The sequence below is a fragment of the Microbacterium allomyrinae genome (assembly GCF_020682705.1).
Classification (GTDB): Bacteria; Actinomycetota; Actinomycetes; order Actinomycetales; family Microbacteriaceae; genus Microbacterium; species Microbacterium allomyrinae.
Genome location: NZ_JAGTTN010000003.1, coordinates 41,803 through 64,823, shown reverse-complemented (window position 1 = coordinate 64,823; position 23,021 = coordinate 41,803). Strand labels below are relative to the sequence as shown.

Below are 23,021 nucleotides of genomic sequence, written 5' to 3'. Positions count from 1 at the left end.
CATCCGAGACGCGATCATGACGCGCCCCGCAGAAAAACTTCCGAGCGCGCTTCGACGCAAGAGCGGATGCCGCATTCCCGGCGCCCGCCGACCGTCAGCGGATCAAGAGAGTCTCAGAAGATCATCGGCCGATCGTCGTCGTCCGGGCTCTCGAGATCGAGGTCGACGACGACGGGCACGTGATCGCTGGGGGCCTCGCCCTTGCGCTCATCGCGGTGGATCGTGGCGCCGGCCACAGCGTCCGCCAGCGCGTGCGAGCCGAGGATGAAGTCGATGCGCATGCCCTCGTTGCGGGGGAAGCGCAGTTGCTTGTAGTCCCAGTAAGTGAAGCCCGTGGGCACGAGCGGGCGCACGACGTCCTGAAGTCCTGCGGCCTCGAGCGCGGCGAACGCCTCCCGCTCGGGGGGTGAGACGTGGGTCGCGAAACCCTGGACGACGGTCGGGTCGCCGTTGTCGGCATCCGTCGGGGCGATGTTGAAGTCGCCGACAAGCGCGAGGGGCAGGTCGGGGTTCGCCGCGAGCGCCGCCGCCGTGTACCCGGTCAGCGCCGACAGCCAGTCGAGCTTGTAGAAGTAGTGCGGATCGCCCAGCGACCGGCCGTTCGGGACGTACAGGCTCCAGATCTCGACCCCGCCGATGGTCGCGCCGAGCGCGCGTGCCTCCTGCGGGGCATCCGGTCCTTCGTGGCCTTTCGCGAAGCCGGGCATGTCGGGAAACGACGTGCGGACGTTCTCGATCGGTTCGCGGCTCGCGATGGCGACACCGTTCCACTGCGAGAAGCCGTGCGCCTCGACGTGGAAGCCGGCCTCTTCGAACCGGTCGAACGGGAACTGCTCGACCTTGCACTTGATCTCCTGCATCGCGAGCACGTCGATGTGCTCACGTACCGCGAAGTCGACGATGCGGTCGACGCGGGCACGGATGGAGTTCACGTTCCAGGTGGCCAGGCGCATGGGATCCAGCCTAGGCGGGGGCGCGGACGCCCCCGGTCTTCGCGGTCGTCACGCCGTGTCGGGGGAAGCGGGGAATTGTCACGGCCGGCCGCGACGCGGGCGGCGTCGCGGCGCGCGTAGCGTGGAGGTCATGACCACGGCGCCCGCGCGTTGGACGCGCATCGCCCTGCAGTCCGTCGGCTGGTTCAGCCTCGTCTCGGCTCTCGCCGGCATGGCGGGTCTCACCGGGGGCGGCGGAATGGGGCTGCCCCTCGAGTGGCTGGACGGCAGTGTCTTCACCTCGTACTTCTGGCCGGGCACGATCCTGGGCGTTGTCGTCGGAGGTGCTCAGGCACTCGCCCTTGCCGCGCAGTATGCGCGCCTCGACGTCGCGTGGGGTCTTCACGCCGCGGCGGGTCTCGTGATGATGATCTGGATCTTCATCGAGATCGCCATCATGCTCGTGTGGTCTCCGCTGCACGGCATCTTCTTCGTGACGGGTCTCGTACAGGTCATCGTCGCGGTGCTCGCCCTGGGCGCATGGCCGCGACCGTTCCTGCGCCGCCGGGCGAGCGCCCCTCACGCCTAGAATCGACGGCATGACCGCCTCCACGCCTGAGCTCGAAGCCGACCGCCAGTACCTCATCGCGCTGATCCAGGACGAGGCGGTGTTCCACGGCGACTTCACCCTCTCGAGCGGCAAGAAGGCGACGTACTACGTCGACATGCGCAAGCTCACACTGGACCACCGCGCGGCGCCGGCGATCGGACGCATCATGCTCGACCTCGTCCGCGACATCGACGGGATCGTCGCGGTCGGCGGACTGACGCTCGGCGCCGATCCGATCGCCAACGCGGTCATGCACGAGTCGGCGCGCACCGCCACGCCGCTCGACGCATTCGTGGTGCGCAAAGAGCCCAAGGACCACGGGCGCGGCCGTCAGGTCGAGGGCGCGGATGTCGCGGGCAAGCGCGTCGTCGTGCTCGAAGACACCTCGACCACCGGGCAGTCGGCGCTGAAGGCGGTCGAGGCGCTCCGTCGCGAAGGCGCTGAGCCGGTCGCCGTCGCCGTCATCGTGGATCGCAAGACCGGTGCGCAGGCCGCGGTCGAGGCCGAAGGCCTGCAGTGGCTCGCCGCGATCGACCTCGACGACCTCGAGCTTCAGGCCCAGTAACGCCTCAGTCGCGCTTGCGCTTGCGCGTGCGCCACACCTGCCACACGACGACCACCAGCGTCGTGAGCACGATCAGTGCCGATACCAGCAACAGCAGGGTCTGCTCGAACTCCGAGATCACGGTCTCTTCCCCTCTGCCGCATCCGCGACGATCTTCGCGATGCGCGCGGCCCGCGTCTCGGGACGCCGGGCGCTGTCGACGGTCGCGATGCCGAGCTTTCGGCTCGACGGAGGGAACGCGTCCCACGCCGCGCGCGCCGCCGGAACCGCGTCGAGCGCCGCGGTGAAGTCATCGGGCTCGCGCAGAGCCTCGGCGTTGTCGAGCACGGCCCATGAGCCGTTCGCCTTGGCGACCTCGATGGCGCGGTACCCGGCCTCGGCGATGAGCCCGGCCTGCTCGAGTTCGATCAGGCGGGCCTTGTTGGTCGCGGCCCAGCCGCTGGACGGCCGGCGCGGCGAGAACCACAGCCCACCGGTCTCGTCGTCGAAGCTGCGGACCGGTCCGTCGATCCAGCCGAAGCAGAGCGCCTGGCGGATGGCGTCCTCGTAGCTCACATGGCGGTCGGCGAACCCGGGGCGTCCGCGCACGAGCCACGCGCCGGTGGCGCGCAGGTGATTGGTCTCGAGCCACGCGCGCCAGGTCGCGGCATCCGGCGCCACCACCTTCTCGCCGTCATCCAGTGCGCCCATTCCGCGACCCTACCGGGGGTCCGCGACGTCGCGCATCGCCCCGCGGCGCGGCAAGAGCGCACCACGCCGCGAACAGGCGGATGCCGCGCCGACACTCAGAGGATGTCGGCTTCTTCGCTCTCGAGCACCTCGCGCGCCAGCAGGTCGGCGACCGAGTCGAGCACCTCGTCGGGGCGGAACGGGAAGCGCTCGATCTCGGCGGGATCGCTGATCCCGGTGAGCACCAGCACGGTGTGAAGACCCGCCTCGATCCCCGCGACGATGTCGGTGTCCATGCGGTCGCCGATCATGCCGGTGTTCTCGGAGTGCGCGCCGATCCGGTTGAGCGCCGAGCGGAACATCATCGGGTTCGGCTTGCCGACGACATAGGGCTCCATGCCGGTGGCCTTCGTGATGAGCGCGGTGATGGCGCCGGTCGCCGGCAGCAGGCCGTCCGTGGACGGCCCGGTCGCATCGGGGTTGGTCGCGATGAAGCGGGCCCCCGCGCCGATGAACCGGATCGCCTTGGTGATCGCCTCGAACGAGTAGTTGCGGGTCTCGCCGACGACCACGTAGTCGGGGTCCGTCTCGGTCATGATGAACCCGGCTTCGTGGAGGGCCGTCGTCAGGCCCGCCTCGCCGATGACGAACGCCGTGCCGCCGGGCATCTGCGACCGCAGGAAGTCGGCCGTCGCGAGCGCCGAGGTCCAGATGGACTCCTCGGGGACGGTGAGCCCCGAAGCGCGCAGCCGGGCGGAGAGATCACGCGGCGTGAAGATGGAGTTGTTCGTCAGCACGAGGAAGGGCGTGCCCTGATCGCGCCACTGCTGAAGGAGGGCGGAGGCGCCGGGAACAGGAGTGTTCTCGTGCACCAGCACGCCATCCATGTCGGTGAGCCAGCATTCGATGTCGGACCGGGTGCGCATGCGTCCAGACTAGGTCTCGCGCGGGCGTAGGGTCGAAGCCGTGACGTGGGATCCCCGGAGTCTCCCCGACCTCTCCGGTCGGGTCTACCTCGTGACCGGCTCCAATGCCGGTCTCGGCTACTTCGCGTCGGAGCAGCTGGTGCGGGCCGGGGCACGCGTGATCATGACGGCGCGGCATCCGAATCGGCTGTCGGCCGCTCGCACCGCGATTCGCCGTCGTCTTCCGGATGCCGCACCCGACGCGACCGAGCCGCTCATCCTCGACACGAGCAACCTCGGATCGGTGCGCTCGGCGGCCGCGAGCGTGCGCGGCAAGGGTGCGCTCGACGGGGTGCTGCTCAATGCCGGCATCGTGCATCCGCCGCGTGTGCGTGAGACCACGATCGACGGGCACGAGGTCGTCTTCGCCACCAACGCACTCGGCCACTTCGCGCTCGCCGGGGAGCTGCTCACGGCACTCGCCCAGGCCCCCGCCGGCCGGATGGTGTGGGTGGGGAGCATGTCGACATCGCTCACGCCCTATGACCCGCTCGATCCGCAGCTCGCCGAGGGGTACTCGGCGTGGCGGGCCTACGTGCAGTCGAAGGTGGCGACTGCCGCACTCGGGTTCGAGGCCGACCGGCGACTGCGCGCCGCCGGCGTGCCGGTCGAGAGCGTCGTCGCCCACCCCGGCTACTCGATCGGCGGTCGTACCGCGGGGATCGCCGGCGTGAACGAGCCGTCGCGCACCAAGCGATTCGCCGACAACCTGCAGGCGTTCATGGCGCAGTCCAAAGAGCACGGCGCGTGGCCGCTGGTGCGCGCGCTCACCGATCCCGCCATCGAGGGCGGGGAGTTCTGGGGGCCGAAGAGCGTGACCCGGGGCGAGCCGCGCCGCGCGACGGCGTCGAAGATCACGCGCGACCCCGGGGTCGCGGCGCGCCTGTGGGACGTGGCCGAGACCGCCACGGGCGTGCACTGGCCGTTCGAGAAGGCCGCTCGCCTCAGGCGCTGAGCCACACGGCGGTGGCAGCATCGGCCGGCAGCGAGAGCTCGACCTCGCGCATACGCAGGGTCGCGGCATCCGTCACCGTCACCGTCGCGCCCACGGCGACGCCGGCCGCTTCGACCGCCCGCAGCAGCTGCGGGTCGCGGTCGCTCACCCTCAGCACTCGTCCGACGTGCCCGGGCGCGGCCGCGGCCAGCAGCACGAACGGCTCCCTCAGGACGTTGCCCGCGGCATCCGGGATCGCGTCGCCGTGCGGATCGAACCGCGGCCGCCCGAGCCGCTCGTCGATGCCTTCGAGCAGACGGTCGCTGATGGCATGCTCGAGGACCTCGGCTTCATCGTGCACTTCGTCCCACGCGTAGCCGAACTCGCCCACCAGCCACGTCTCGATGAGGCGGTGCCGGCGGATGATCGCCGCGGCGCGATGCGCGCCGGCCTCGGTCAGCGCGATGGGCCCGTACGGGCGGTGGGTGACGAGCCCCTGCGCGGCGAGCTTCTGCACCATCTCGGTCACGCTCGACGGAGCGAGGCCGAGCTCGGTCGCCAGTTGCGAGGGCGTGATGCGCTCGCTCTGCCACTCGGTGTGGTGGTAGATGGTCTTCAGATAGTCGTCGACCGCGGGGGAGGGCACCGATCCAGGGTACCGGCGGTGCTCAGGAGCCGGTGAGCACCAGCCACAGCAGCACGCCGTTGAGCGTGATGAGGAAGACGGATGCCGCGATCCCGGCGATCGTCGTCCACACGCGGTTGCGATACCCGCCGAGCACATCGCTCTTCGCGGTGAGAGCGACCAGCGGGATCAGCGCGAACGGGATGCCGAACGACAGCACGACCTGGCTGAGCACGAGCGCGAGGGTCGGGTCGACCCCGATCGCAAGGATCGCGAGGGCCGGGATGAGGGTGACGAGTCGTCGCGCGAGCAGTGGCACGCGCACATGCAGCAGGCCGTGCATGATCTCGGCCCCGGCGTATGCGCCGACCGACGTCGAGGCGAGTCCGCTGGCGAGCAGCCCGACGGCGAAAAGTGTCGCGACGAGCGGTCCGAGTCCCGCGTACAGCGCCGCGTAGGCGCCCTCCAGCGAGTCGGTGCCGGGTACTCCGGCCAGGTTCGCCGCGGCGAGGAGCAGGATGCAGAGATTCACCGTTCCCGCGATGAGCATCGCGATCGTGACGTCCCACTTCGTCGCCCGCAGCAGACGCGAGGTCGGGATGCCGCGCAGCTCTGCGAGCGTGGCATCCGGAGCCGTCCGGTCGCTGAGCCCCGAACCCTGGCCGGCACGCGGACTCTGGTCGAGGTGCTCCGCCACGCGGTCGCGGGACTTCGCGCGGCGGCCGGGCGTGACGACGTCGAGCTTGTCGACGGTCGGGGCGAAGCGGTCGCGCGCGAGCGCGCTGTGGGCGTAGATCGCGTGCGGCATGATCGTCGCGCCCAGGATCGACGCGGCCAGGAGTACCGAGTCGGTGCCTTCGAAGCGCGGCACGAGACCCGCGATGACCCCTGCCGGGTCGGGCGGGGCGACGAAGACGCCGAACGAGAATCCGATCGCGATGATCGCGAGCAGGCCGATGATGACGAACTCGAACGGGCGCGGTCCCCGCCGGGACTGGATCAGCAGAAGCGTGATCGACACGGCGCCGGTGATCACGCCGCCCCACAGCAGCGGCACGGCGAACAGCAGATTGAGCGCGACGGCGCCGCCGATCACCTCGGCGATATCGGTCGCCATAGCGACCAGCTCGGCCTGCAGCCAGTAGGCGCGACGGCCCCAGCGAGAGCGGATGCGGATGCCCAGGGTCTCGGGAAGGCTCCGGCCCGTGACGATGCCGAGCTTGGCAGACAGGTACTGGATGAGCCACGCCATCACGTTGCCGAGAACGACCACCCACACCAGGAGGTAGCCGTACCGCGCACCGGCCGTCATGTTGCTGGCGACGTTGCCGGGGTCGAGGTACGCCACCCCCGCCACCAGGGCGGGCCCGATCAGCCACGCCAGGCGCGGGAGCGAGCGTGGTCGGCGGGTCGAGGTCGATGCGGCTGGCCTGACATCCTCGGCAGTTTTCGGCACACCGAAATTCTAGCTCAGATTTCGGCATGCCGAAAAGTGGTGGGTGGGCCTGTCCTCCTGCCGCCGACCGCTCGTTACTCCGGACGGATGCCGCGACGCGCCGTCCTGTCGCCCCCAGGCACGCGATCATCCGGAGTTGTGAACGCATCGCGCGGATAGCCTGGGCCGGTGACGACACCCGCCGATCCTCCGCACCACTTCGAGCCGGACGCGCCCCAGCCGGAGGAGCCGCGGATGCCCGTCGGCGTCGGTCCATGGCCGGGCGGGCCCGAGGACCTGCCCGACGATCCGCGCTACGACCCGGACCTCCTCGCGCACGGCGACGCGCGCAACGTCGTCGACGTCTACCGGTACTGGACGATGGACGCCATCGTCGCCGACCTCGACACGCGCCGCCACGCGTTCCACGTCGCGATCGAGAACTGGCAGCACGACATGAACATCGGCTCGATCGTGCGCAGCGCGAATGCGTTCCTCGCCGCCGAGGTGCACATCATCGGCAAGCGTCGGTGGAACCGCCGCGGCGCGATGGTCACCGACCGCTACCAGCACGTGCGCCACCACGAGAGCGTCGAGGCGTTCGCCGAGTGGGCGGAGGCGGCATCCCTGCCCGTCATCGCCATCGACAACGTCGAAGGATCGGTGCCGCTGCCTGCCGCCGACCTGCCCGAGGCGTGCGTGCTGCTGTTCGGGCAAGAGGGCCCGGGCCTTTCGGACGAGGCCGTGGCCGCGGCATCCGGGGTCGTCGAGATCACGCAGTACGGCTCGACCCGCTCGATCAACGCCAGCGCCGCAGCGGCCGTCGTGATGTACGAGTGGTGCCGCCGCTGGGCGTGATGCCGCGGTCCCTCGCCCTCGCCCTCGCGAGAATCGGCGGGACGCGTGAGAATCGCCAGGAGGCTCGCGCGCTACGGCGATTCTCGGTGATGGGGGACGGCGTCGGAGGGGGGCTCGGGCGGAGGGTGCCCGCGCGTCAGACCTCGACGGTCATCCAGGCGGCGCCGCGCACGCGCCAGCCGAGGGTTGCCAGCCGCGCCAGCATGTAGACGCCGAAGAACGCGACGGCAAGCCACGCGAGTCCTGCCGCTCCCGCGGGCTGCAGCACGGCGATCACGATGAGCGCGGGGACGAACGGCACGAGGTTCAGCAGCCCCACCATCGCGAGGTACTTCGCGTCTCCGGCGCCGATGAGCACGCCGTCGAGCACGAACACGACGCCGCACACCGGCTGCGCGATCGCGAGCACGATCAGCGCGGGCTGCACGAGAGCCGCGATCGCCGGATCGCCGGTGAACACGAGTCCGATCACGCCCGAGAGAGCGCCGATGACGACGCCCACGACGATGCCGAACCACGCGCCCCATGCCACCGTCCGGCCCAGCACGCGGCGCACGAGCCGTGTGTCCTGCGCTCCGAGCCCCTTGCCGATGAGCGCCTGCGCCGCGATGGCGAGCGCATCGAGTGCGAACGCCGCGGTAGAGAAGATCGTGAACGCCACCTGCCAGCCTGCGAGCTCCTCGGTTCCCAGGCCCGTCGCCACCGCGACGGTCGCGAGCAGCGCGACGCGGAGCGAGACGGTGCGCACGAACAGCCAGCCGCCGGATCGGGCGGAGCCCCGCACGCCTTCGCGCTGCGGACGAACGGATGCCTCGTGCCGGCGCGCGAGCCGGCCCACCACGACGACGTACGCGGCCACCATCGCCCACTGCGCGAGCACCGTTCCCACGGCGGAACCGGCGATCCCCCACCCGAGGCCGTAGATGAACGCCCAGTTCAGCAGTGCGTTGGCCGCGAACCCGAGTCCCGCGATCCACAGCGGCGTCACGGTGTCCTGCATGCCGCGCAGCAGCCCGGTCGCCGCGAACACGATGAGCATGGCCGGCAGGCCCCACATCGAGATGCCCAGGTAGATGACGGCCTGCTCCGCCACTTCGGGCGACGCGCCGAACAGCCCCACGAGAGCCGGTGTCGCGAAAGAGCCGACCACGGCGAGCACCGCGCCGATCCCGAGGGCGAGCCAGAGCCCGTCGATGCCGACCGAGACCGCTCGCGTGGGGTCGCCCGCGCCGAAACGGCGCGCGACGGCCGGAGTCGTCGAGTATGCGAGGAACACCATCAGCCCGACGATCGTCTGCAGCACCGCGGACGCGATCCCCAGGCCCGCGAGCGGGGTGACGCCGAGGTGCCCGACGAGGGCCGAATCGACGATGAGGAACAGCGGCTCGGCGATCAGCGCCCCGAGCGCGGGCACCGCGAGCCGCAGGATGTCGCGGTTCAGCGGGTCGCGGGTGCTCGTCACCCTCCGAGCCTACGAGGGCGGCGGGCGGGAGCCGGCCTCGCATCGTGATCGCATCACGATGCGATCACAGGATCCTTTCGGCGACGGATCCGACGAGCGCGGCGGCGCGGACGCTTATCCTGGAGGACATGACCGATGCCCCCCGCTCCGGTCTCGCGCTCGAGGAGCTCAGCGCCGAGATCCGCCCGCAAGACGACCTGTTCCGCCACGTCAACGGCTCCTGGCTCGAACGCACCGAGATCCCCGAAGACAAAGCCCGCTGGGGCTCGTTCCACCTCATCGCCGAGCAGGCCGAGAAGGACGTCCACGCCATCGTCGAAGAGACGCAGCAGGCTGAGCCCGGCACCGAGTCGCGCAAGATCGGCGACCTGTACACGAGCTTCATGGACACCGAGCGCATCGAAGAGCTCGGCGCCGCGCCGCTCGCGGGCGTGCTGGCGCGCGTCGACGCGATCACGAGCATCCCGGAGTTCCTGCGCACCATCGGCGAGTTCGAGCGCGACGGCACCGCGGCGCTGATCCACCTCTACATCGAGCCCGACCCCGGCAACCCCGAGCGCTACGTGCCGTTCTTCATCCAGGGCGGGCTGTCGCTGCCCGACGAGAGCTACTACCGACTCGACAACTTCGAGCCCACGCGCACGGCTTTCCGCGCCCACGTGCACCGGCTCCTGGATCTTGCCGGGGTTGCGGATGCCGAGGCGTCGGCCGACCGCATCTTCGCGCTCGAGACGGAGCTCGCCACGCACCACTGGGACAACGTCGCGAGCCGTGACGCCGTCAAGACCTACAACCTCACGACGTGGGACGACGTGCAGGCGCTCGTGGGCCTCGACCTCTCCCCGTGGCTCGAAGGCGTCGCCCCCGACCACGCCGCCGCGTTCGGCGAGATCAACGTGTACCAGCCGAGCTTCTTCGAGGGCCTGGGCGCGCTGCTCACCGAGGAGCGCCTCGCAGACTGGAAGGCGTGGCTGCGGTTCGCCGTCGTGCACTCGGCCGCGGCGTTCCTGTCGGACGCGTTCGTCTCCGAGAACTTCTCGTTCTACGGCACGCAGCTCACCGGCGTGCCGGTCAACCGCGAGCGGTGGAAGCGCGGCGTGAGCCTCGCCGAGGCCGCCATGGGCGAGGCGATCGGCCGCGTCTACGTCGAACGCCACTTCCCGCCGGCGTCGAAGGTCGCCATGGACGAGCTCGTCGCGAACCTGATCGAGGCGTACCGCCAGTCGATCGCCGAGCTCGAGTGGATGACTCCCGAGACGCGCGAGCGCGCGCTCGCGAAGCTCGACGCGTTCACGCCGAAGATCGGCTACCCGGTCAAGTGGAAGGACTACTCCACGCTCGAGCTCGTCCCCGACGACCTCGTCGGGAACGTGCGCCGTGCACACGTGTGGGAGCACGACCGGCAGATCAACCGGATCGGCGAGCCGATCGACCGCGACGAGTGGTACATGACCCCGCAGACAGTCAACGCGTACTACAACCCGCTCATGAACGAGATCGTCTTCCCGGCCGCGATCCTGCAGCACCCGTTCTTCGACGCCGAGCGCGACGCGGCGGCCAATTACGGCGGCATCGGCGCGGTCATCGGCCACGAGATCGGCCACGGCTTCGACGACCAGGGCAGCCGGTTCGACGGCGACGGGTCGCTGCGCGACTGGTGGACCGACGACGACCGCGCAGCGTTCGAGGTGCGCACCAAGAACCTCATCGACCAGTACGAGGCGCTCGTCCCGCGCGGACTCGCGGATGAGCACCACGTGAACGGTGCCTTGACGATCGGCGAGAACATCGGAGACCTCGGCGGTCTCGGCATCGCGATCCGGGCGTACGAGCTTTCGCTCGGCACCGACGCCGACGGCACGCCCCACGAGGCGCCCGAGATCGACGGGTTCACCGGCATCCAGCGCCTGCTTCTCAGCTGGGCGCAGATCTGGCAGCAGAAGGGGCGGGATGCCGAGACCATCCGCCTGTTGACGATCGACCCGCATTCGCCCAACGAATTCCGCTGCAACCAGATCGTCCGCAACATCGACGCGTTCTATGATGCGTTCGGCGTCACTGACACGGACGCCCTCTGGCTCGATCAGGACAAGCGCGTCACCATCTGGTGATGGCGCGGGCCCCAGGCCCGCGCACGCCCCGCACTCATACCCCGAAAGTACGAATCCACCGGAAGGATGCCCCGTGGGCACTGAGCCCAGAAGGGATGCCGAGTCGCTGCGGGGGTCGCGACGAAGCACCAGCAAACGAGTGCCGAGGAGGGCGGCGGTCGGCCGCCGTTCGTTCACGGCGACGCTCAAGGCGCTCGACGATCTGGCGACGTCGGGGGCGAAGATCTCGGTGCGCATCACCGACCTCGATCGCGGCACCTCGGTGCTCGCGGGCGACGACTTCGTGACGCTGCCGGTGGCCGGGCTCGGCGTCGTACCGCTGCTCATCGAGGTCGCCGCCGGATTCGAGTCGGGCCGTCTCGATCCGCTCGAGATCATCGACCGCTCCACGATCGACCGCGTCGGCGTGGGCGGGGTGTGGCAGCACCTGAAGGCGCCCGCACTGCCCCTGGTCGACCTCGCGGTGCTGACGGCGTCGACCGGCGACTCGCTCGCCGCGAACGCGCTGCTCGCCCGGGTCGGTCTTCCGGCGGTGCGCGCGCGCATCGAGCAGCTTGGGCTCTCGCGCTCGGCGCTGCTGGATCGCTTCCGAGACGAGCGCGGACCCGACGACGCGCCGCACTTCGCTCTCGGCTCGGCCCGCGAACTCGCCGAGGTGTTCGCCGCCCTCGTCAATTCGCAGGTCGTCTCGCCGGGTGTCAGCGCACAGGTCGCGGAGTGGCTGAGCCTCAATCACGATCTCTCCCTCGTCGCGTCGGCCACGGGACTGGATCCGTTCGCGCACGAGAACGACGAGCACGGGCTCCTCTTCGTCAACAAGACGGGGCGGGATGCCGGGATCCGCGTCGAGGCGGGTGTGCTCGCGGGGCCCCGGGCCGGGGTGTCGTATGCCCTGATCGTGTGCTTCGACGACCTGTCGATCTATCACCGCATGCGCGCGCACGAGGCGTTCCGCACGCTCGGGGTCGAGCTCATGGAGTACGTGTTCTAGACGCGCGTGATGCTGCGGTGCTTCAGGCGTGACGCAGCTCAGAAGACGATCGTGTGATTGCCGTGGCGGATCACACGGTCCTGCGCATGCCAGAGCACGGCGCGTGAGAGCACCTGACGCTCGACGTCCGATCCGCGGCGCACGAGCTCGCCGACCGAGTCGGCGTGGGTCACCCGCACGGTGTCCTGTTCGATGATCGGGCCCTCGTCGAGGTCGCTCGTCACGTAGTGCGACGTGGCGCCGATGAGCTTCACGCCGCGCTCCTGGGCCTTCTTGTAGGGCTCGGCGCCGATGAAGGCGGGCAGGAACGAGTGATGGATGTTGATCACCGGCACGCCGAGCCGGTCGAGGAAGTCGGGCGAGAGGATCTGCATGTACCGCGCCAGCACCACGAAGTCGACGTTGCCGGCGAGCAGTTCGACGATCTTCGTCTCGGAGGCCGCCTTGTCGGGGCCCGCGACGGAGGGCACGTGGAAGAACGGCACGCCGAACGAGCGGACGTCCTCGGCCGAGGTGGTGTGGTTCGAGATCACCATCGGGATGGTGACGGGCAGGTCGCCGCGGCGGTGGCGCCAGAGCAGATCGAGCAGGCAGTGGTCCTGCTTGGACGCCAGGATCGCCATGCGCTTGGGGATCGACTGGTCGGTGATCGTCCATTCCAGATCGAACCCGTCGCCCAGCGTCCGCGCGAGGTCGTCTTCGATCTCGGGAAGGGCCGCCGCGAGATCGGGGCGGTGGAACACCACGCGCTGGAAGTACGCGCCGCCGATGGGGTCGTCGGAGTACTGGTCGAACGCGACGATGTTGCCGCGGTTGCGGGTGATGAGCGCCGACACGGCGGCGATGATCCCCGGCCGGTCGCTGCCGTGGACGATCAGGCAGGCGTGGTCGGTGAGGAGGTGCGGGGAATTCGCGGCCATTGTTCGATTCTGCCCTGCCGCGGGCGGTTCGCGATCTCCGGCGGGCGTCGGAAGGACGAGCGGATGCCGCTACGCCGCGTTCGCGCGGCGGATCAGGTCGCCGTGGCGCGTGAGTTCGAGGTAGCGGGCGACGGCGTCGCGGCTCTTCGTGAGGCACGCCAGCCGCTCTTCGAGAGCGTCGAGCTCAGCGGCGAGCTCTTCGGCGAGGGACAGCGAGCAGGCCGGCGGAGCCGCGCTCTCGCACTGCCGTTCGATGTCGAGCACGACCTTCGTCATGCGCGTGGACAGCCCGGACTGCACCAGCCCCCGCACCCGGGAGGCGCGCTCGACGTCGGCCTCGTCGTAGGAGCGGTAGCCGTTCGCCGCGCGGTCGGAGGCGAGGAGGCCCTGCTGCTCGTAGTACCGCAGCATGCGGGTGGGGATGCCGGTCCGCTCCGACAGCTCACCGATCTTCATGGTCGTCTCTCTCGGTCGTAGAGCTTGACATTGACATTAATGTCAAAGTTTAGCCTCGCATCATGACGTCGACAACCGCCGCGGTGCAGGCCTCCGCGGCATCCCTCCGCTTTCCCGTGCGAGCCCTGCTGATCCTCAGCCTCGGCGTGCTGGTCACCGTGACTGCCGAGTCCCTGCCCGCGGGACTCATGCCCGAGATGGCCGCCGATCTCGGGGTCTCGCCGATGCAGATCGGCCTGCTCATCTCGGTGTGGGCCCTGACGGTGATCCTCACCAGCATCCCGCTCGCACGGGCATCGCGCCGGTTCGATCGGCGGCTGGTCGTCGGCGTCTCGCTCGGGGTCTTCGCCATCGCGAACATCGCGACGGCTTTCGCACCCGGCTACGGGTTCGCGGTGGGCACGCGTGTGGTCGCGGCGGTCGCCCACGGTGTCTTCTGGGCGGTGGTGATCGTCTACGCGACCTCGCTGCTCGCACCTTCCCACCTGGGGCGAGGCCTCGCGCTCGTGACCGCCGGCGGCACGGCGGCCACCGTGGCGGGCCTTCCCGCCGCCACGCTGCTCGCGCAGGCCGTCGGCTGGCGCGCCGCGTTCGTCGTCCTCGGCGCCGTCGCGCTGATCATCGGTGTGGTGGTCGTCCGGGGGATGCCGAGTTATCTTCCGGAACGCGTGCCCGCGTCCGAGCGGACCGGCGGCTTCTGGCGCGATCCCTCGCTGCCGGCCCTGCTCGCATTCGGCGCGTCCGCGGTCCTGATCGCCGTCGCCCAGTTCGCTTCGTTCACCTACATCCGCCCCTACCTCGCGCTCTCGGCAGGGATCGGCACCGAGTGGGCCGCCACGATTCTCTTCGTCTACGGCATCGCGGGGATGGCCGGTGTCACGGCCGCCGGATTCCTCGCGGATCGCTTCCCGCGCAGCTCGCTGGTGGCGATCCTCCTCGCTTTCGCTGCGGCCTTCGCGCTGCTCACCTTCGCAGCCGGTGCCATCGCGGCCGTCATCGGCGCACTCCTGGTGTGGGGCTTCGCCATCGGTGCGCTGTTCCCGCTGCTGCAGACCACTCTCATGCGCATCGCGACCGAGCGGACGCGCACCCTCGCGAGCGCCGGCATCGTCGTGCTCTTCAACGTCGGAATCGCCGTCGGCCCGTGGCTCGGCGGTGTCGTGGGGGGCGAGACGGCACCCACGATGACGACGGCGGTCTCGGCATCCGCCATGCTCGTCGCCGCGCTGTTCGGAGTGGCCGGGGTCGTGCTCTCGGGCCGTCGGCTCGCAGCTGAGGGGTGACCGCGGCAAGCGGGATGCCCCGCCCGGGTGAGGGAGGGCGGGTCGCGTTCGGCCGCTTCCGGGGTCGTCACAGGCGCACGCCGGCCACGCCGTCCGCGGTGACCAGGAAGACGGATTCGTCGGCCAGGCGCGTCCAGCCGCGCTGATCGACGCCAGTGGTGGCGACGATGCGCACTCCGGAGGGATTCGTCGTCGTCCGCAGCGTGTTGTAGTCGGCGTCGTGCCCGGGAGGGAGGGCTTCGAGGTCGGCGCCGCGGCCGGCGAACGCCGCGAGCGGGACCTTCGCCGTGCCGGCGGCGTGCACGACGTGGAGTCCGCTCCCGGTGAGGATCATCGCGTTGAGGCACGCACCCGGAAAGCGGGAGCGCACCCGGGCGACGCCCCGTGCGATGACGGTCGTCTCCCGCCACGCGGCGCCGTCGGGCTGTGCGTGGCGAACGACCGCGAAGTACGCCTCGCTGTCGGTGGCGCCGCGGAGTTCGGCGCGTTCGACCTCGGTCAGCAGGGCGAGCGCGTCCTCGCGTGGCGTGATCACGCCGTTGTGCTGGAACGCGATCCCGCCGCGCAGGAACGGCTGGATGTCCTCGAGAGCGGGCAGGGCGCCGCCGCTCGCGAAGCGCAGGTACACCAGTCGGGCCGAGGACGGTGCCGACAGGACGGCCTTCAGCTGCTCAGGACCGTCGAGCGCTTCCGTGCCGCCGGCTGTGCGCACCGCCCCCGTGTCGGCGTCGAGCCACGAGGTGCCCCACCCGTCCGCGTGCAGATGCGCGAGTGCGGCGAACTCGGCGATGATCTCCTCACCGAGCGCGGCGGGGGCCATCATCGGCTCGGGGGCGACGTAGCTGAGCATTCGTGACATGGGATTCGCTCCTCGAGTGCGATCTTCGACAATGTGGATCCACATATGTTACTTTTGGATCCTGTTTGAGAGACACGGAGTTCCATGACATCGGTGCCCGCGGCGGATGCCGCACAAAAGGAAGCGGTGCTCCCGCGGATCGGCTCCGCGATCGATGTGGCGCTCGAACGCGAGCGCACTCTCGGTGCGCACGCGTCCCACCACTTCAATGCGGCCGGGGCCGCGCTGCCGACGGCCGCCGTCGTCTCGGCGGTGGTCGATCATCTCCGTCTCGAGGAGCAGATGGGCGGCTACGAGGCCGCCGCGCAGGTCAAGGACGACATCGAGGCCGTCTACGGATCCGCCGCGAGGTTGCTGGGGTCCGACGCGGATGAGATCGCACTGTTCGACAGCGCATCGACCGGGCTGCGTGTCCTCCTCGACGCCCTCCGTCCTGCAGCAGGCTCGCGCATCATCGCCTCGCGCAGCACCTACGTCAGCCATGCCCTGCACCTGATGACGGTGCGCGACGAGCACGATGTCGAACTCGTGCTCGCCCCCACCGACGCCCATCGCCGTGTCGATCTCGACGCCCTGGATGCCCTCCTCGCCGACGGACGTCCTACGATCCTGACGATCGCGCACGTGCCGACCTCCTCCGGCCTCGTCGAGCCGGTGGCCGAGATCGGGCATCTCGCGCGGCGCTACGGCGCCGTCTACCTGCTCGACGCCACGCAGTCCGTCGGCCACCTCGGCATCGACGTCGCCGAGATCGGGTGCCATGTGCTGGTCACGACCGGACGGAAGTTCCTCCGCGCACCCCGGGGCACGGCGCTCGCCTACGTGGAGCGCCGCACGGCAGCCGCGCTGGCGCCCACGGCACCCGACGTGCGGGGGTCGCAATGGCTCGCCGAGGGTGAATGGGACGTGGCCACCAGTGCCCGGCGATTCGAGACGTGGGAGTCCAGTGTCGCGGGCAGGCTCGGCCTGGGCGTCGCGCTCGAAGAGGCGAGTCGGCGCGGCATCGCCGAGACGGCCGGGTGGCTGACGTCGACAGGCGGCCTCCTCCGGGAGTCGCTGCGCGAGATCCCCGGAGTCGTCATCGCCGACCCGGCCGATTCGCGCTCGGCGATCGTCACGTTTCTGGTCGAGGGGCTGCCCTCCGCGCACGCCGCAGCGCTGCTCGCCGAGCGTCAGGTGAGGGTCGTGTCGGTGCCCGCCACGCACGGGCAGTGGGATCTCGGTGATCGTGCGATAGCGTCCGTCGTGCGGGCGTCCCCGCACGTGTACAACGACGAAAGCGATCTCGCGGCCCTCATCGACGGCGTCGCGCACATCGCCCGAGAGGGAGCCCGCCGGTGAGTGCACTCGACGCGGACGTCGTCGTCGTGGGACTCGGCATCCACGGCAGCGCCGCCGCTGCAGAGCTCGCCCGCCGCGGTGTCGATGTGCTGGCCGTAGACCGCTTCACCCCCGCCCACTCTCGCGGCTCCTCGCACGGACGCACCCGCATGATCCGTCGCGCGTACCCCAACCCCGCGTGGAACGATCTCGTCGCTCGCGCCTTCGACGGCTGGAGTGAACTCGAGAGTGAGACCGGCCAGACGCTGGTGCACCGCACGGGCGGTCTGTACGCCCACCGGGGGGAGTCCCAGCTGCAGGGCCCCGACTGCATCGTGGTGGACGACCGGGTGCAGATGTCCGAGCTCATGCCCGGCTTCGAGGTGCCTCAGGGTTACAGGGCCGTCTACGATCCGTCGGCCGGAGTGGTCGAGGCGGCGCGCGCACTTGCGGCGATGCAGGAGTCGGCGGCCGCTCGCGGCGCCCGGCTGCGCTGGGGCGTGCGAGCCGAAGGCTGGGAACGGGTGCCCGGTGGGGTCGTGCTGCGGACCGACGGCGGGGATCTGCGGGCGCGCCGACTCGTGATCGCCGGGGGAAGCTGGATGGGCTCCCTCGTTCCCGAGCTCGCTCCACTGCTCGAGGTCTGGCGGATCCTCACGCTGACGGCCGCGCCCGGTCAGGAAGCCGGGATGCCGCCGTCGCTCGGCGCGTTCTCGGTGGATCGCCCGGAGGGTCTCGTCTTCGGGATCCCCGACGCCGACGGCAACGGAGTCAAACTCGGCGTCGACGCCGGGGCGATCTGGGATCCCGAGATCCCCGTCGCCGCCCCCTCGAACGAGGAGGTGAACGAGCTCCGATCGCTCCTGGGCGACGTCGTTCCCGGACTCGACACGGCTCCCGCCGAACTCGCGGCATGCCTGTATACGATGACCGCCGACAAGCGATTCGTGCTCGGTCCGCTCCATCGCGCCCCCGAGGTGATCGTCGCGTCGGCCTGTTCCGGTCACGGATTCAAGTTCGGTCCGGCGATCGGTGAGGCCCTCGCCGATCTCGCCACCGGCAAGGCGCGCGACGACCTCGCGTTCATCTCGACATCCCGACGGGAGCTCTGACAATGACCATCGCCCTCGCCGCTCCGCATCCGGAGGCGATCGCCGCCGGGCGCCGCGCCGCCGCCGCGGGGGGCAACGCGCTGGACGCCGCGCTCGCCGCCGCCGTCATGCTGACGGTCGTCTACCCCCACCAGTGCGCGCTCGGCGGCGATCTCATCGCCCTGGTCCGATCGCCCGCCGGTGAGACCACCGCGATCATCGCGGCCGGCACCGCGCCGGCGGGGATCGCCGAGGCCGCGGCGACCTGGACCGAAGTTCCGCGCCAGGGTGCGCACTCGGTCACGGTGCCCGGAATGGTCGCGGGCTGGCGCTCGATCGCCGCGCGGGGGGCGCGCAACGGTCTCGCTCCGGCGTTCGCGGATGCTGCGGCGGTCGCCGAGTCCGGGACGCCGGTGAGCGCGGGCCTCGCGCGCGCACTCGCCTCGCGCGCCGACGCGGTGCTCGCCGACGCGGGCATGCGGGGCGTCTTCGCGGCCGCGGGTGCTCCACTCGTGGCGGGGGAGGTGCTTCGCCAGCCCGCCCTGGCCGAAACGATGCTGGCTCTCGCCGACGATGCCGACGACTTCTACCGCGGCAGTATCGCCCGGTCCCTTGTATCGACTCTGCGCGCGGCGGGCGGCACCCACACCATCGCAGACTTCGCCGGCTACGAATCCGAGGCGGGGGCGGCGCTCACGCGAACCATCGGCGAGCAGACCTGGCATGTCGCACCGCCCCCATCGGTGGGTGCCGTGCTCATCGGGGTGGTGACGGCCGCAGGCGACGGGACGGGCTCGGTTCCGACGGGACCGCAGCTGGTGGATGCCGCCATCCGCGGCGTCCACGCCCGGGCGGCCGCGCTCGGCGACCCGCGCTCAGCGCCGGTCGATCTGGACGTGCTGCTGGATCTCGCCGTCGAAGCCGTCGCGCCGCCGTTCGCGGAGCCGCGTCCGCTGGGCGACACCGCCGCCGTCACCGCGCTGGACGATGACGGCTGGGGCGTCACGATCGTCCAGAGCGTGTACCAGACCTTCGGTTCGGGACTGCTGGATCCCGACACGGGCATCCTGCTCCACAACCGCGGCAGCGCCTTCAGCATGGATCCGGATTCGCCCGCAGTCCTGCGGCCCGGTGCCCGTCCGCCGCACACCCTGTGTCCTGCGATCGTCGAGGCGCCGGGGGTGACCGTCGTGGCCGGGTGCCAGGGAGGACGCGCTCAGGCATGGATCCTGTCGCAGATCCTCCCGGACGCGGTCGATCCGACGCAGGATCTGCGTGCAATCCTCGCCCGTCCCCGCTGGGTCGTGGGCGACCGCGACCTCGGTCAGGACGTGCTCACGCTGGTGGCGGAGCCCGGTGTCGCGTCGGACGTGATCGCACGCGCGGAGGCGAGAGGGCTGCCGGTCGTGCGCTTCGCCGGGCCCGCCGACGAAGCCGGTCACGTGCAGATCGTGCGGCTGAGCCACCGCGTGCCGGGCAGCGCGAGCGACCCCCGGGCTGACGGCATCGGCACCCTGATCGACGACGCGGACTCCGCAGCCGAGGCGAGCGCCACGTGAGCATCACATCCGCAGAACCGGTACGACCCGAAACAACCTGCACGGCAAAAGAGGAGATACCCATGCACGCCGCCGCTCGACACTGGACGGACCCCCTCACCCCGGACGAGATCGCCGAGGTGGCGGAACTGGTGCGGGCGGATGCCCGGATCGGTGCCAACCCGCGGTTCTGGGGTATCGCCGTCGAGGAGTCGCTCGCCCGCAGCCTCGCAGACGGCCAGGGCCGCCCCGTGCGGCTCGTGGTGATGAACCCCGACGAGCACGCCGCGTGGGAGGTCACCGCGTGGACGAGCGGCACGGACCGTGCGGCATCCGTCGGCTCGTGGTCGCCCGTCGACGCGAAACGCCCGGGTGTCTCGTCGGAAGAGGCGCGCATGGTCGCGCAGGCTGCGCGCAATCATCCCCTCCTCAAGGAGGCGCTGGCCAAGCGGGGCATCACCGACACCTCGCTCGTGTGGGTCGACCCGGAGTCGATGACGGGTTTCGAGCCTGCGGGGTACGAGGACCGCCGGCTGTCGTGGGGATCCGTCTGGCACCGGGAGAGCATCGACGACAACGGCTACGCGCGCCCGATCGCAGGACTCGTGCCGATCCTCGACCTCGAGACGCTCGACATCATCGAACTCGAGGACCACGGCATCATCCCCATGGCAACCGAGGGCGGCAACTATCGCTCCGGTACGTGGGGCCCCGACCGTGAGGTCGCTCCGCTGGAGATCACGCAGCCGGAGGGGCCGGGCTTCGAGGTCGACGGTCACCTCGTCACCTGGCAGAACTGGTCCTTCCGCATCGGATTCACCCACCGCGAGGGCCTGATCCTGCACGACGTGAGCTATCGCGACGGCGACACCGAGAGGACGGTGCTGCGGCGGGCCTCGATCAACGAGATGTACGTCCCGTACCTCGACTCCGATCCGACCGCCTACCGCAAGAACTTCTTCGACTGGGGCGAGTACGGCGCAGGCCCGCTCACGGCGTCACTCGAGCTCGGCTGCGATTGCCTCGGAGAGATCCACTACTTCGACGCCCACGTCCTCGACGGCCACGGCCAGACGAAGACCATCGCCAACGGCGTGTGCCTGCACGAGGAGGACCACTCGATCCTCTGGAAGCACGTGAACACGCGCATCGGCGAGGCCGACGTGCGCCGCTCGCGCCGCCTCGTTATCTCGTTCTTCGCGACGGTGGCCAACTACGACTACGGCTTCTACTGGTCGCTCCACCAGGACGGCAACATCGAACTCGAGGTGAAGCTCACCGGCATCCTGTCCGTCTCCGGCATCGACGACGGGCAGATGCCGCGGTACGGACGCATGGTGAGTCCCCACGTGCAGGCGCCGACGCACCAGCACTACTTCGCCGTGCGGCTCGACACCGCCGTCGACGGGCCGCACAACCGGCTCGTCGAGGTGCACGCCGAGATCGAGGAGGACGACGAGCTCAACCCGTACGGCAACGCCGTCAAGATGGTCTCCGAGACGATCGCCTCCGAGAAGGACGCCGCGCGCATGGCCGACGCCTCGCGCGCCGTGCACTGGCGCATCGAGAACACCGAGCGGACCAACCGGTTCGGCGAGTCCACCGCCTATCGCCTGACGCTCCCCCACACGACGCGCCTGTTCGCCAAGCCCGGCAGCGTGGTGGAGCGCAAGGCGCCGTTCGTCTCCAAGCACCTGTGGGCGACGGCGTACGACCCTGCCGAGCGCTACATCGCGGGGGAGTACCCGAACCAGGCGCCGTTGTCGGCCGAAGGCATCACGGCGTGGCAGGAGGCGGATCGCCCCCTCGACGGCGCAGAGCTGGTTGTGTGGCCCATCATCGGCGTGCACCACTACCCGAAGCCGGAGGAGTGGCCGATCATGCCGGCCCACCGGATCGGCCTGCGACTGGAGCCGGACGGCTTCTTCACCCGCAACCCGTCGCTCGACGTCCCCCCGTCCACGTCCGGCGCGAGCTGCCACGCCGCCTCTCCCGACGCCTCGGCGCACGTTCACCCGGGGCATGGCAACGACCATCACGGTCACGACCATCACGGTCACGACCACGGCTCCGGATCGCACGGCCACTCGCACCACTGATGGCGGAGCTCCTGCACACGGGCGCCCTGGCCGCGACGGCGCTGAGCACCTGCTGCGCCGCCGCGGCCGGGCCTCGCGCTCGCGTGCGGGAACTCGCCCTCGCCCTGATCATGCTGGCCGCGATGGCCGATGTGGTCGGGGGCTGGGGACTGCTCGCACCGGTCTGGTGGGCGGCGCTCCTGGTCGTCGTCGCGATGGGGTCCGCCGTCTCACGCGCACGTCGCGCCGTCTCCTCGGCGGACAGGTCGGCCAGGGCGATGGATGCCCTCGGCGCCATCCTCATGGCCGCCCTGCTCCTGCTGATGTCGGGCGGCACGGTGTCGACGGGGGCGCATGCCGGGCATGGTGTCTCGTCGTCCGCCCTGGTGTGGACGGTCGTCGCGGCCAGCGTGCTGTTCGCCGCGGCATCCGTCCATATGGGCGTGAAGACGCGGATGCCGCAGCCCCCCTCGCCGGCGCGGGCGCGGGTGCTGCGCCGCATCGCGCCGCTCGCGATGGGCGCGTCGGTGCTCCTCATGGCCGCGGTCGTCGTCGTCTGAGGACCAGGGCCCCCTGCCAGGCTCCCTGCGGGGCGTCAGCCCGTGAAGACGGTGGAGGATCGGCGCTCGTACCAGCGGGCGAGCTGCTCGCCCGCCTTGATCACGTGCTCGCGCATCTCTTGGCGCGCCGTCTCGGCATCGCCGCGCTCGAGTGCATCGAGGATCCGGCCGTGCTCGTGGAAGTTCTCTTCGCGGTGGCGGCTGTCGCCGACGAGGAGCTGGGCGGAGACGTTGCGGGGGAATGTCTCGTTGATCTCGTCGATCGACCGGGCCAGGCGCGAGTTCCCTGACAGCTCGGCGATCGTGCTGTGGAAGATGTCGTTCTCGCGACGGCTGTCCAGGGCCGCGTTCCGCGTCTCGTCGCGCTCCGCCAGCGAGCGGTCGTACATCGCCTGGTTGGCTACCCGGAGGCGTTCGATGTCGTCGTGCGACGCACGACTGACCGACAGTGCGGCGGCGAGTGCTTCGAGTTCTGCTCGCACGGTGTACGCCTCGCGCACTTCCCACGGCGCCGGAACACGCACGACGGCGCCGCGGTTCGGCACGACGTCGATGAGACCGCCGGTCTGGAGCTGGCGCAGAGCTTCGCGGACGGGGGTCCGGCTGACGCCGAAGTCGTTCGCCAGCTCGGCCTGTCGCAACTGGGCGCCGATCGGGATCTCGCCCGACATGATTCGCGCCCGGATCTTCGCCGCGATGTCGTCGACGAGCGCGTGGCCCGACATCTCGGACGCGAGGTTCACTTTTTCAGCCATGCGA

Annotated in this window: 22 protein-coding genes; 12 read left to right on the top strand and 10 right to left on the bottom strand. The window is 70.4% G+C overall.

All coding sequences use genetic code 11. The features are described from left to right. Positions 1-113: 113 nt before the first annotated feature. Positions 114-953: an exodeoxyribonuclease III gene (locus tag KEC57_RS10060; RefSeq protein ID WP_229384488.1), complete on the bottom strand. Its 840-nt coding sequence runs from the start codon at positions 951-953 to the stop codon at positions 114-116. 130 nt (positions 954-1,083) lie between these two features. Here KEC57_RS10060 and KEC57_RS10055 point away from each other — a divergent pair, with 130 nt between their 5' ends. Then, positions 1,084-1,521, top strand: coding sequence for a hypothetical protein (locus tag KEC57_RS10055; protein ID WP_229384487.1), 438 nt, complete (start codon positions 1,084-1,086; stop codon positions 1,519-1,521). A 10-nt stretch (positions 1,522-1,531) separates the two neighbouring features. Further along, complete coding sequence (pyrE, locus tag KEC57_RS10050) at positions 1,532-2,107, top strand: orotate phosphoribosyltransferase (protein ID WP_229384486.1); 576 nt, start codon at positions 1,532-1,534, stop codon at positions 2,105-2,107. A gap of 117 nt (positions 2,108-2,224) precedes the next feature. On the opposite strand, the gene KEC57_RS10045 is transcribed toward pyrE, so the two are convergent. Further along, entirely contained in the window at positions 2,225-2,797 is a 573-nt protein-coding gene (locus KEC57_RS10045) for a YdeI/OmpD-associated family protein (protein WP_229384485.1), read from the bottom strand. Between the two features lie 95 nt (positions 2,798-2,892). Further along, a complete protein-coding gene (locus tag KEC57_RS10040; protein ID WP_229384484.1) occupies positions 2,893-3,702 on the bottom strand; it encodes an HAD-IIA family hydrolase in 810 nt (269 codons plus the stop codon). A gap of 40 nt (positions 3,703-3,742) precedes the next feature. Between KEC57_RS10040 and KEC57_RS10035 the strand changes: the two genes are divergently transcribed. Further along, entirely contained in the window at positions 3,743-4,696 is a 954-nt protein-coding gene (locus tag KEC57_RS10035) for an SDR family NAD(P)-dependent oxidoreductase (RefSeq protein ID WP_229384483.1), read from the top strand. Here the strand turns inward: KEC57_RS10035 and KEC57_RS10030 are convergent. Further along, the gene (locus tag KEC57_RS10030; RefSeq protein WP_229384482.1) at positions 4,686-5,321 is read right to left on the bottom strand and encodes a metal-dependent transcriptional regulator; all 636 of its coding nucleotides are present in this window, start codon (positions 5,319-5,321) and stop codon (positions 4,686-4,688) included. The genes KEC57_RS10035 and KEC57_RS10030 overlap by 11 nt on opposite strands. Positions 5,322-5,343: 22 nt before the next feature. Continuing rightward, positions 5,344-6,756 carry an Nramp family divalent metal transporter gene (locus KEC57_RS10025; RefSeq protein WP_229384481.1) on the bottom strand — a complete coding sequence of 471 codons (1,413 nt, stop codon included), beginning with the start codon at positions 6,754-6,756 and terminating at the stop codon, positions 5,344-5,346. Between the two features lie 234 nt (positions 6,757-6,990). On the opposite strand from KEC57_RS10025, the gene KEC57_RS10020 reads away from it, so the two are divergent. Further along, the gene (locus KEC57_RS10020) at positions 6,991-7,593 is read left to right on the top strand and encodes a TrmH family RNA methyltransferase (RefSeq protein ID WP_229384922.1); all 603 of its coding nucleotides are present in this window, start codon (positions 6,991-6,993) and stop codon (positions 7,591-7,593) included. Positions 7,594-7,729: 136 nt separating this feature from the next. Here the strand turns inward: KEC57_RS10020 and KEC57_RS10015 are convergent, their stop codons facing one another. Continuing rightward, entirely contained in the window at positions 7,730-9,055 is a 1,326-nt protein-coding gene (locus KEC57_RS10015) for an MATE family efflux transporter (RefSeq protein WP_229384480.1), read from the bottom strand. Between the two features lie 128 nt (positions 9,056-9,183). Between KEC57_RS10015 and KEC57_RS10010 the strand changes: the two genes are divergently transcribed. After that, a complete protein-coding gene (locus KEC57_RS10010; protein WP_229384479.1) occupies positions 9,184-11,166 on the top strand; it encodes a M13 family metallopeptidase in 1,983 nt (660 codons plus the stop codon). A 73-nt stretch (positions 11,167-11,239) separates the two neighbouring features. Next, entirely contained in the window at positions 11,240-12,157 is a 918-nt protein-coding gene (locus KEC57_RS10005) for a serine hydrolase (protein ID WP_229384478.1), read from the top strand. 38 nt (positions 12,158-12,195) lie between these two features. On the opposite strand, the gene purU is transcribed toward KEC57_RS10005, so the two are convergent. Both purU and KEC57_RS09995 read right to left on the bottom strand, forming a co-directional pair. Continuing rightward, positions 12,196-13,077 carry a formyltetrahydrofolate deformylase gene (gene purU, locus KEC57_RS10000; RefSeq protein ID WP_229384477.1) on the bottom strand — a complete coding sequence of 294 codons (882 nt, stop codon included), beginning with the start codon at positions 13,075-13,077 and terminating at the stop codon, positions 12,196-12,198. A 69-nt stretch (positions 13,078-13,146) separates the two neighbouring features. Beyond that, a complete protein-coding gene (locus KEC57_RS09995; protein ID WP_229384476.1) occupies positions 13,147-13,533 on the bottom strand; it encodes a MerR family transcriptional regulator in 387 nt (128 codons plus the stop codon). Positions 13,534-13,595: 62 nt separating this feature from the next. Between KEC57_RS09995 and KEC57_RS09990 the strand changes: the two genes are divergently transcribed. Beyond that, the gene (locus KEC57_RS09990; RefSeq protein ID WP_229384475.1) at positions 13,596-14,816 is read left to right on the top strand and encodes an MFS transporter; all 1,221 of its coding nucleotides are present in this window, start codon (positions 13,596-13,598) and stop codon (positions 14,814-14,816) included. A 67-nt stretch (positions 14,817-14,883) separates the two neighbouring features. Here the strand turns inward: KEC57_RS09990 and KEC57_RS09985 are convergent, their stop codons facing one another. Beyond that, the gene (locus tag KEC57_RS09985; RefSeq protein ID WP_229384474.1) at positions 14,884-15,675 is read right to left on the bottom strand and encodes a class II glutamine amidotransferase domain-containing protein; all 792 of its coding nucleotides are present in this window, start codon (positions 15,673-15,675) and stop codon (positions 14,884-14,886) included. Between the two features lie 84 nt (positions 15,676-15,759). On the opposite strand from KEC57_RS09985, the gene KEC57_RS09980 reads away from it, so the two are divergent. From KEC57_RS09980 to KEC57_RS09960, 5 genes are all read left to right on the top strand, one after another. Continuing rightward, positions 15,760-17,016, top strand: coding sequence for an aminotransferase class V-fold PLP-dependent enzyme (locus KEC57_RS09980; RefSeq protein WP_229384473.1), 1,257 nt, complete (start codon positions 15,760-15,762; stop codon positions 17,014-17,016). Beyond that, a complete protein-coding gene (solA, locus tag KEC57_RS09975) occupies positions 17,013-18,107 on the top strand; it encodes an N-methyl-L-tryptophan oxidase (RefSeq protein WP_229384472.1) in 1,095 nt (364 codons plus the stop codon). The genes KEC57_RS09980 and solA overlap by 4 nt, the downstream gene beginning before the upstream one ends. A 2-nt stretch (positions 18,108-18,109) precedes the next feature. Next, entirely contained in the window at positions 18,110-19,645 is a 1,536-nt protein-coding gene (locus KEC57_RS09970) for a gamma-glutamyltransferase (RefSeq protein WP_229384471.1), read from the top strand. A gap of 62 nt (positions 19,646-19,707) precedes the next feature. Further along, positions 19,708-21,723 (top strand): primary-amine oxidase, encoded by a 2,016-nt coding sequence (locus KEC57_RS09965; protein WP_229384470.1) that lies wholly within the window; start codon positions 19,708-19,710, stop codon positions 21,721-21,723. Beyond that, complete coding sequence (locus KEC57_RS09960) at positions 21,723-22,262, top strand: hypothetical protein (protein ID WP_229384469.1); 540 nt, start codon at positions 21,723-21,725, stop codon at positions 22,260-22,262. The genes KEC57_RS09965 and KEC57_RS09960 overlap by 1 nt, the downstream gene beginning before the upstream one ends. Before the next feature lie 35 nt (positions 22,263-22,297). Here KEC57_RS09960 and KEC57_RS09955 read toward each other — a convergent pair whose 3' ends face one another. Continuing rightward, positions 22,298-23,017 (bottom strand): GntR family transcriptional regulator, encoded by a 720-nt coding sequence (locus KEC57_RS09955; RefSeq protein ID WP_229384468.1) that lies wholly within the window; start codon positions 23,015-23,017, stop codon positions 22,298-22,300. Positions 23,018-23,021: the final 4 nt, after the last annotated feature.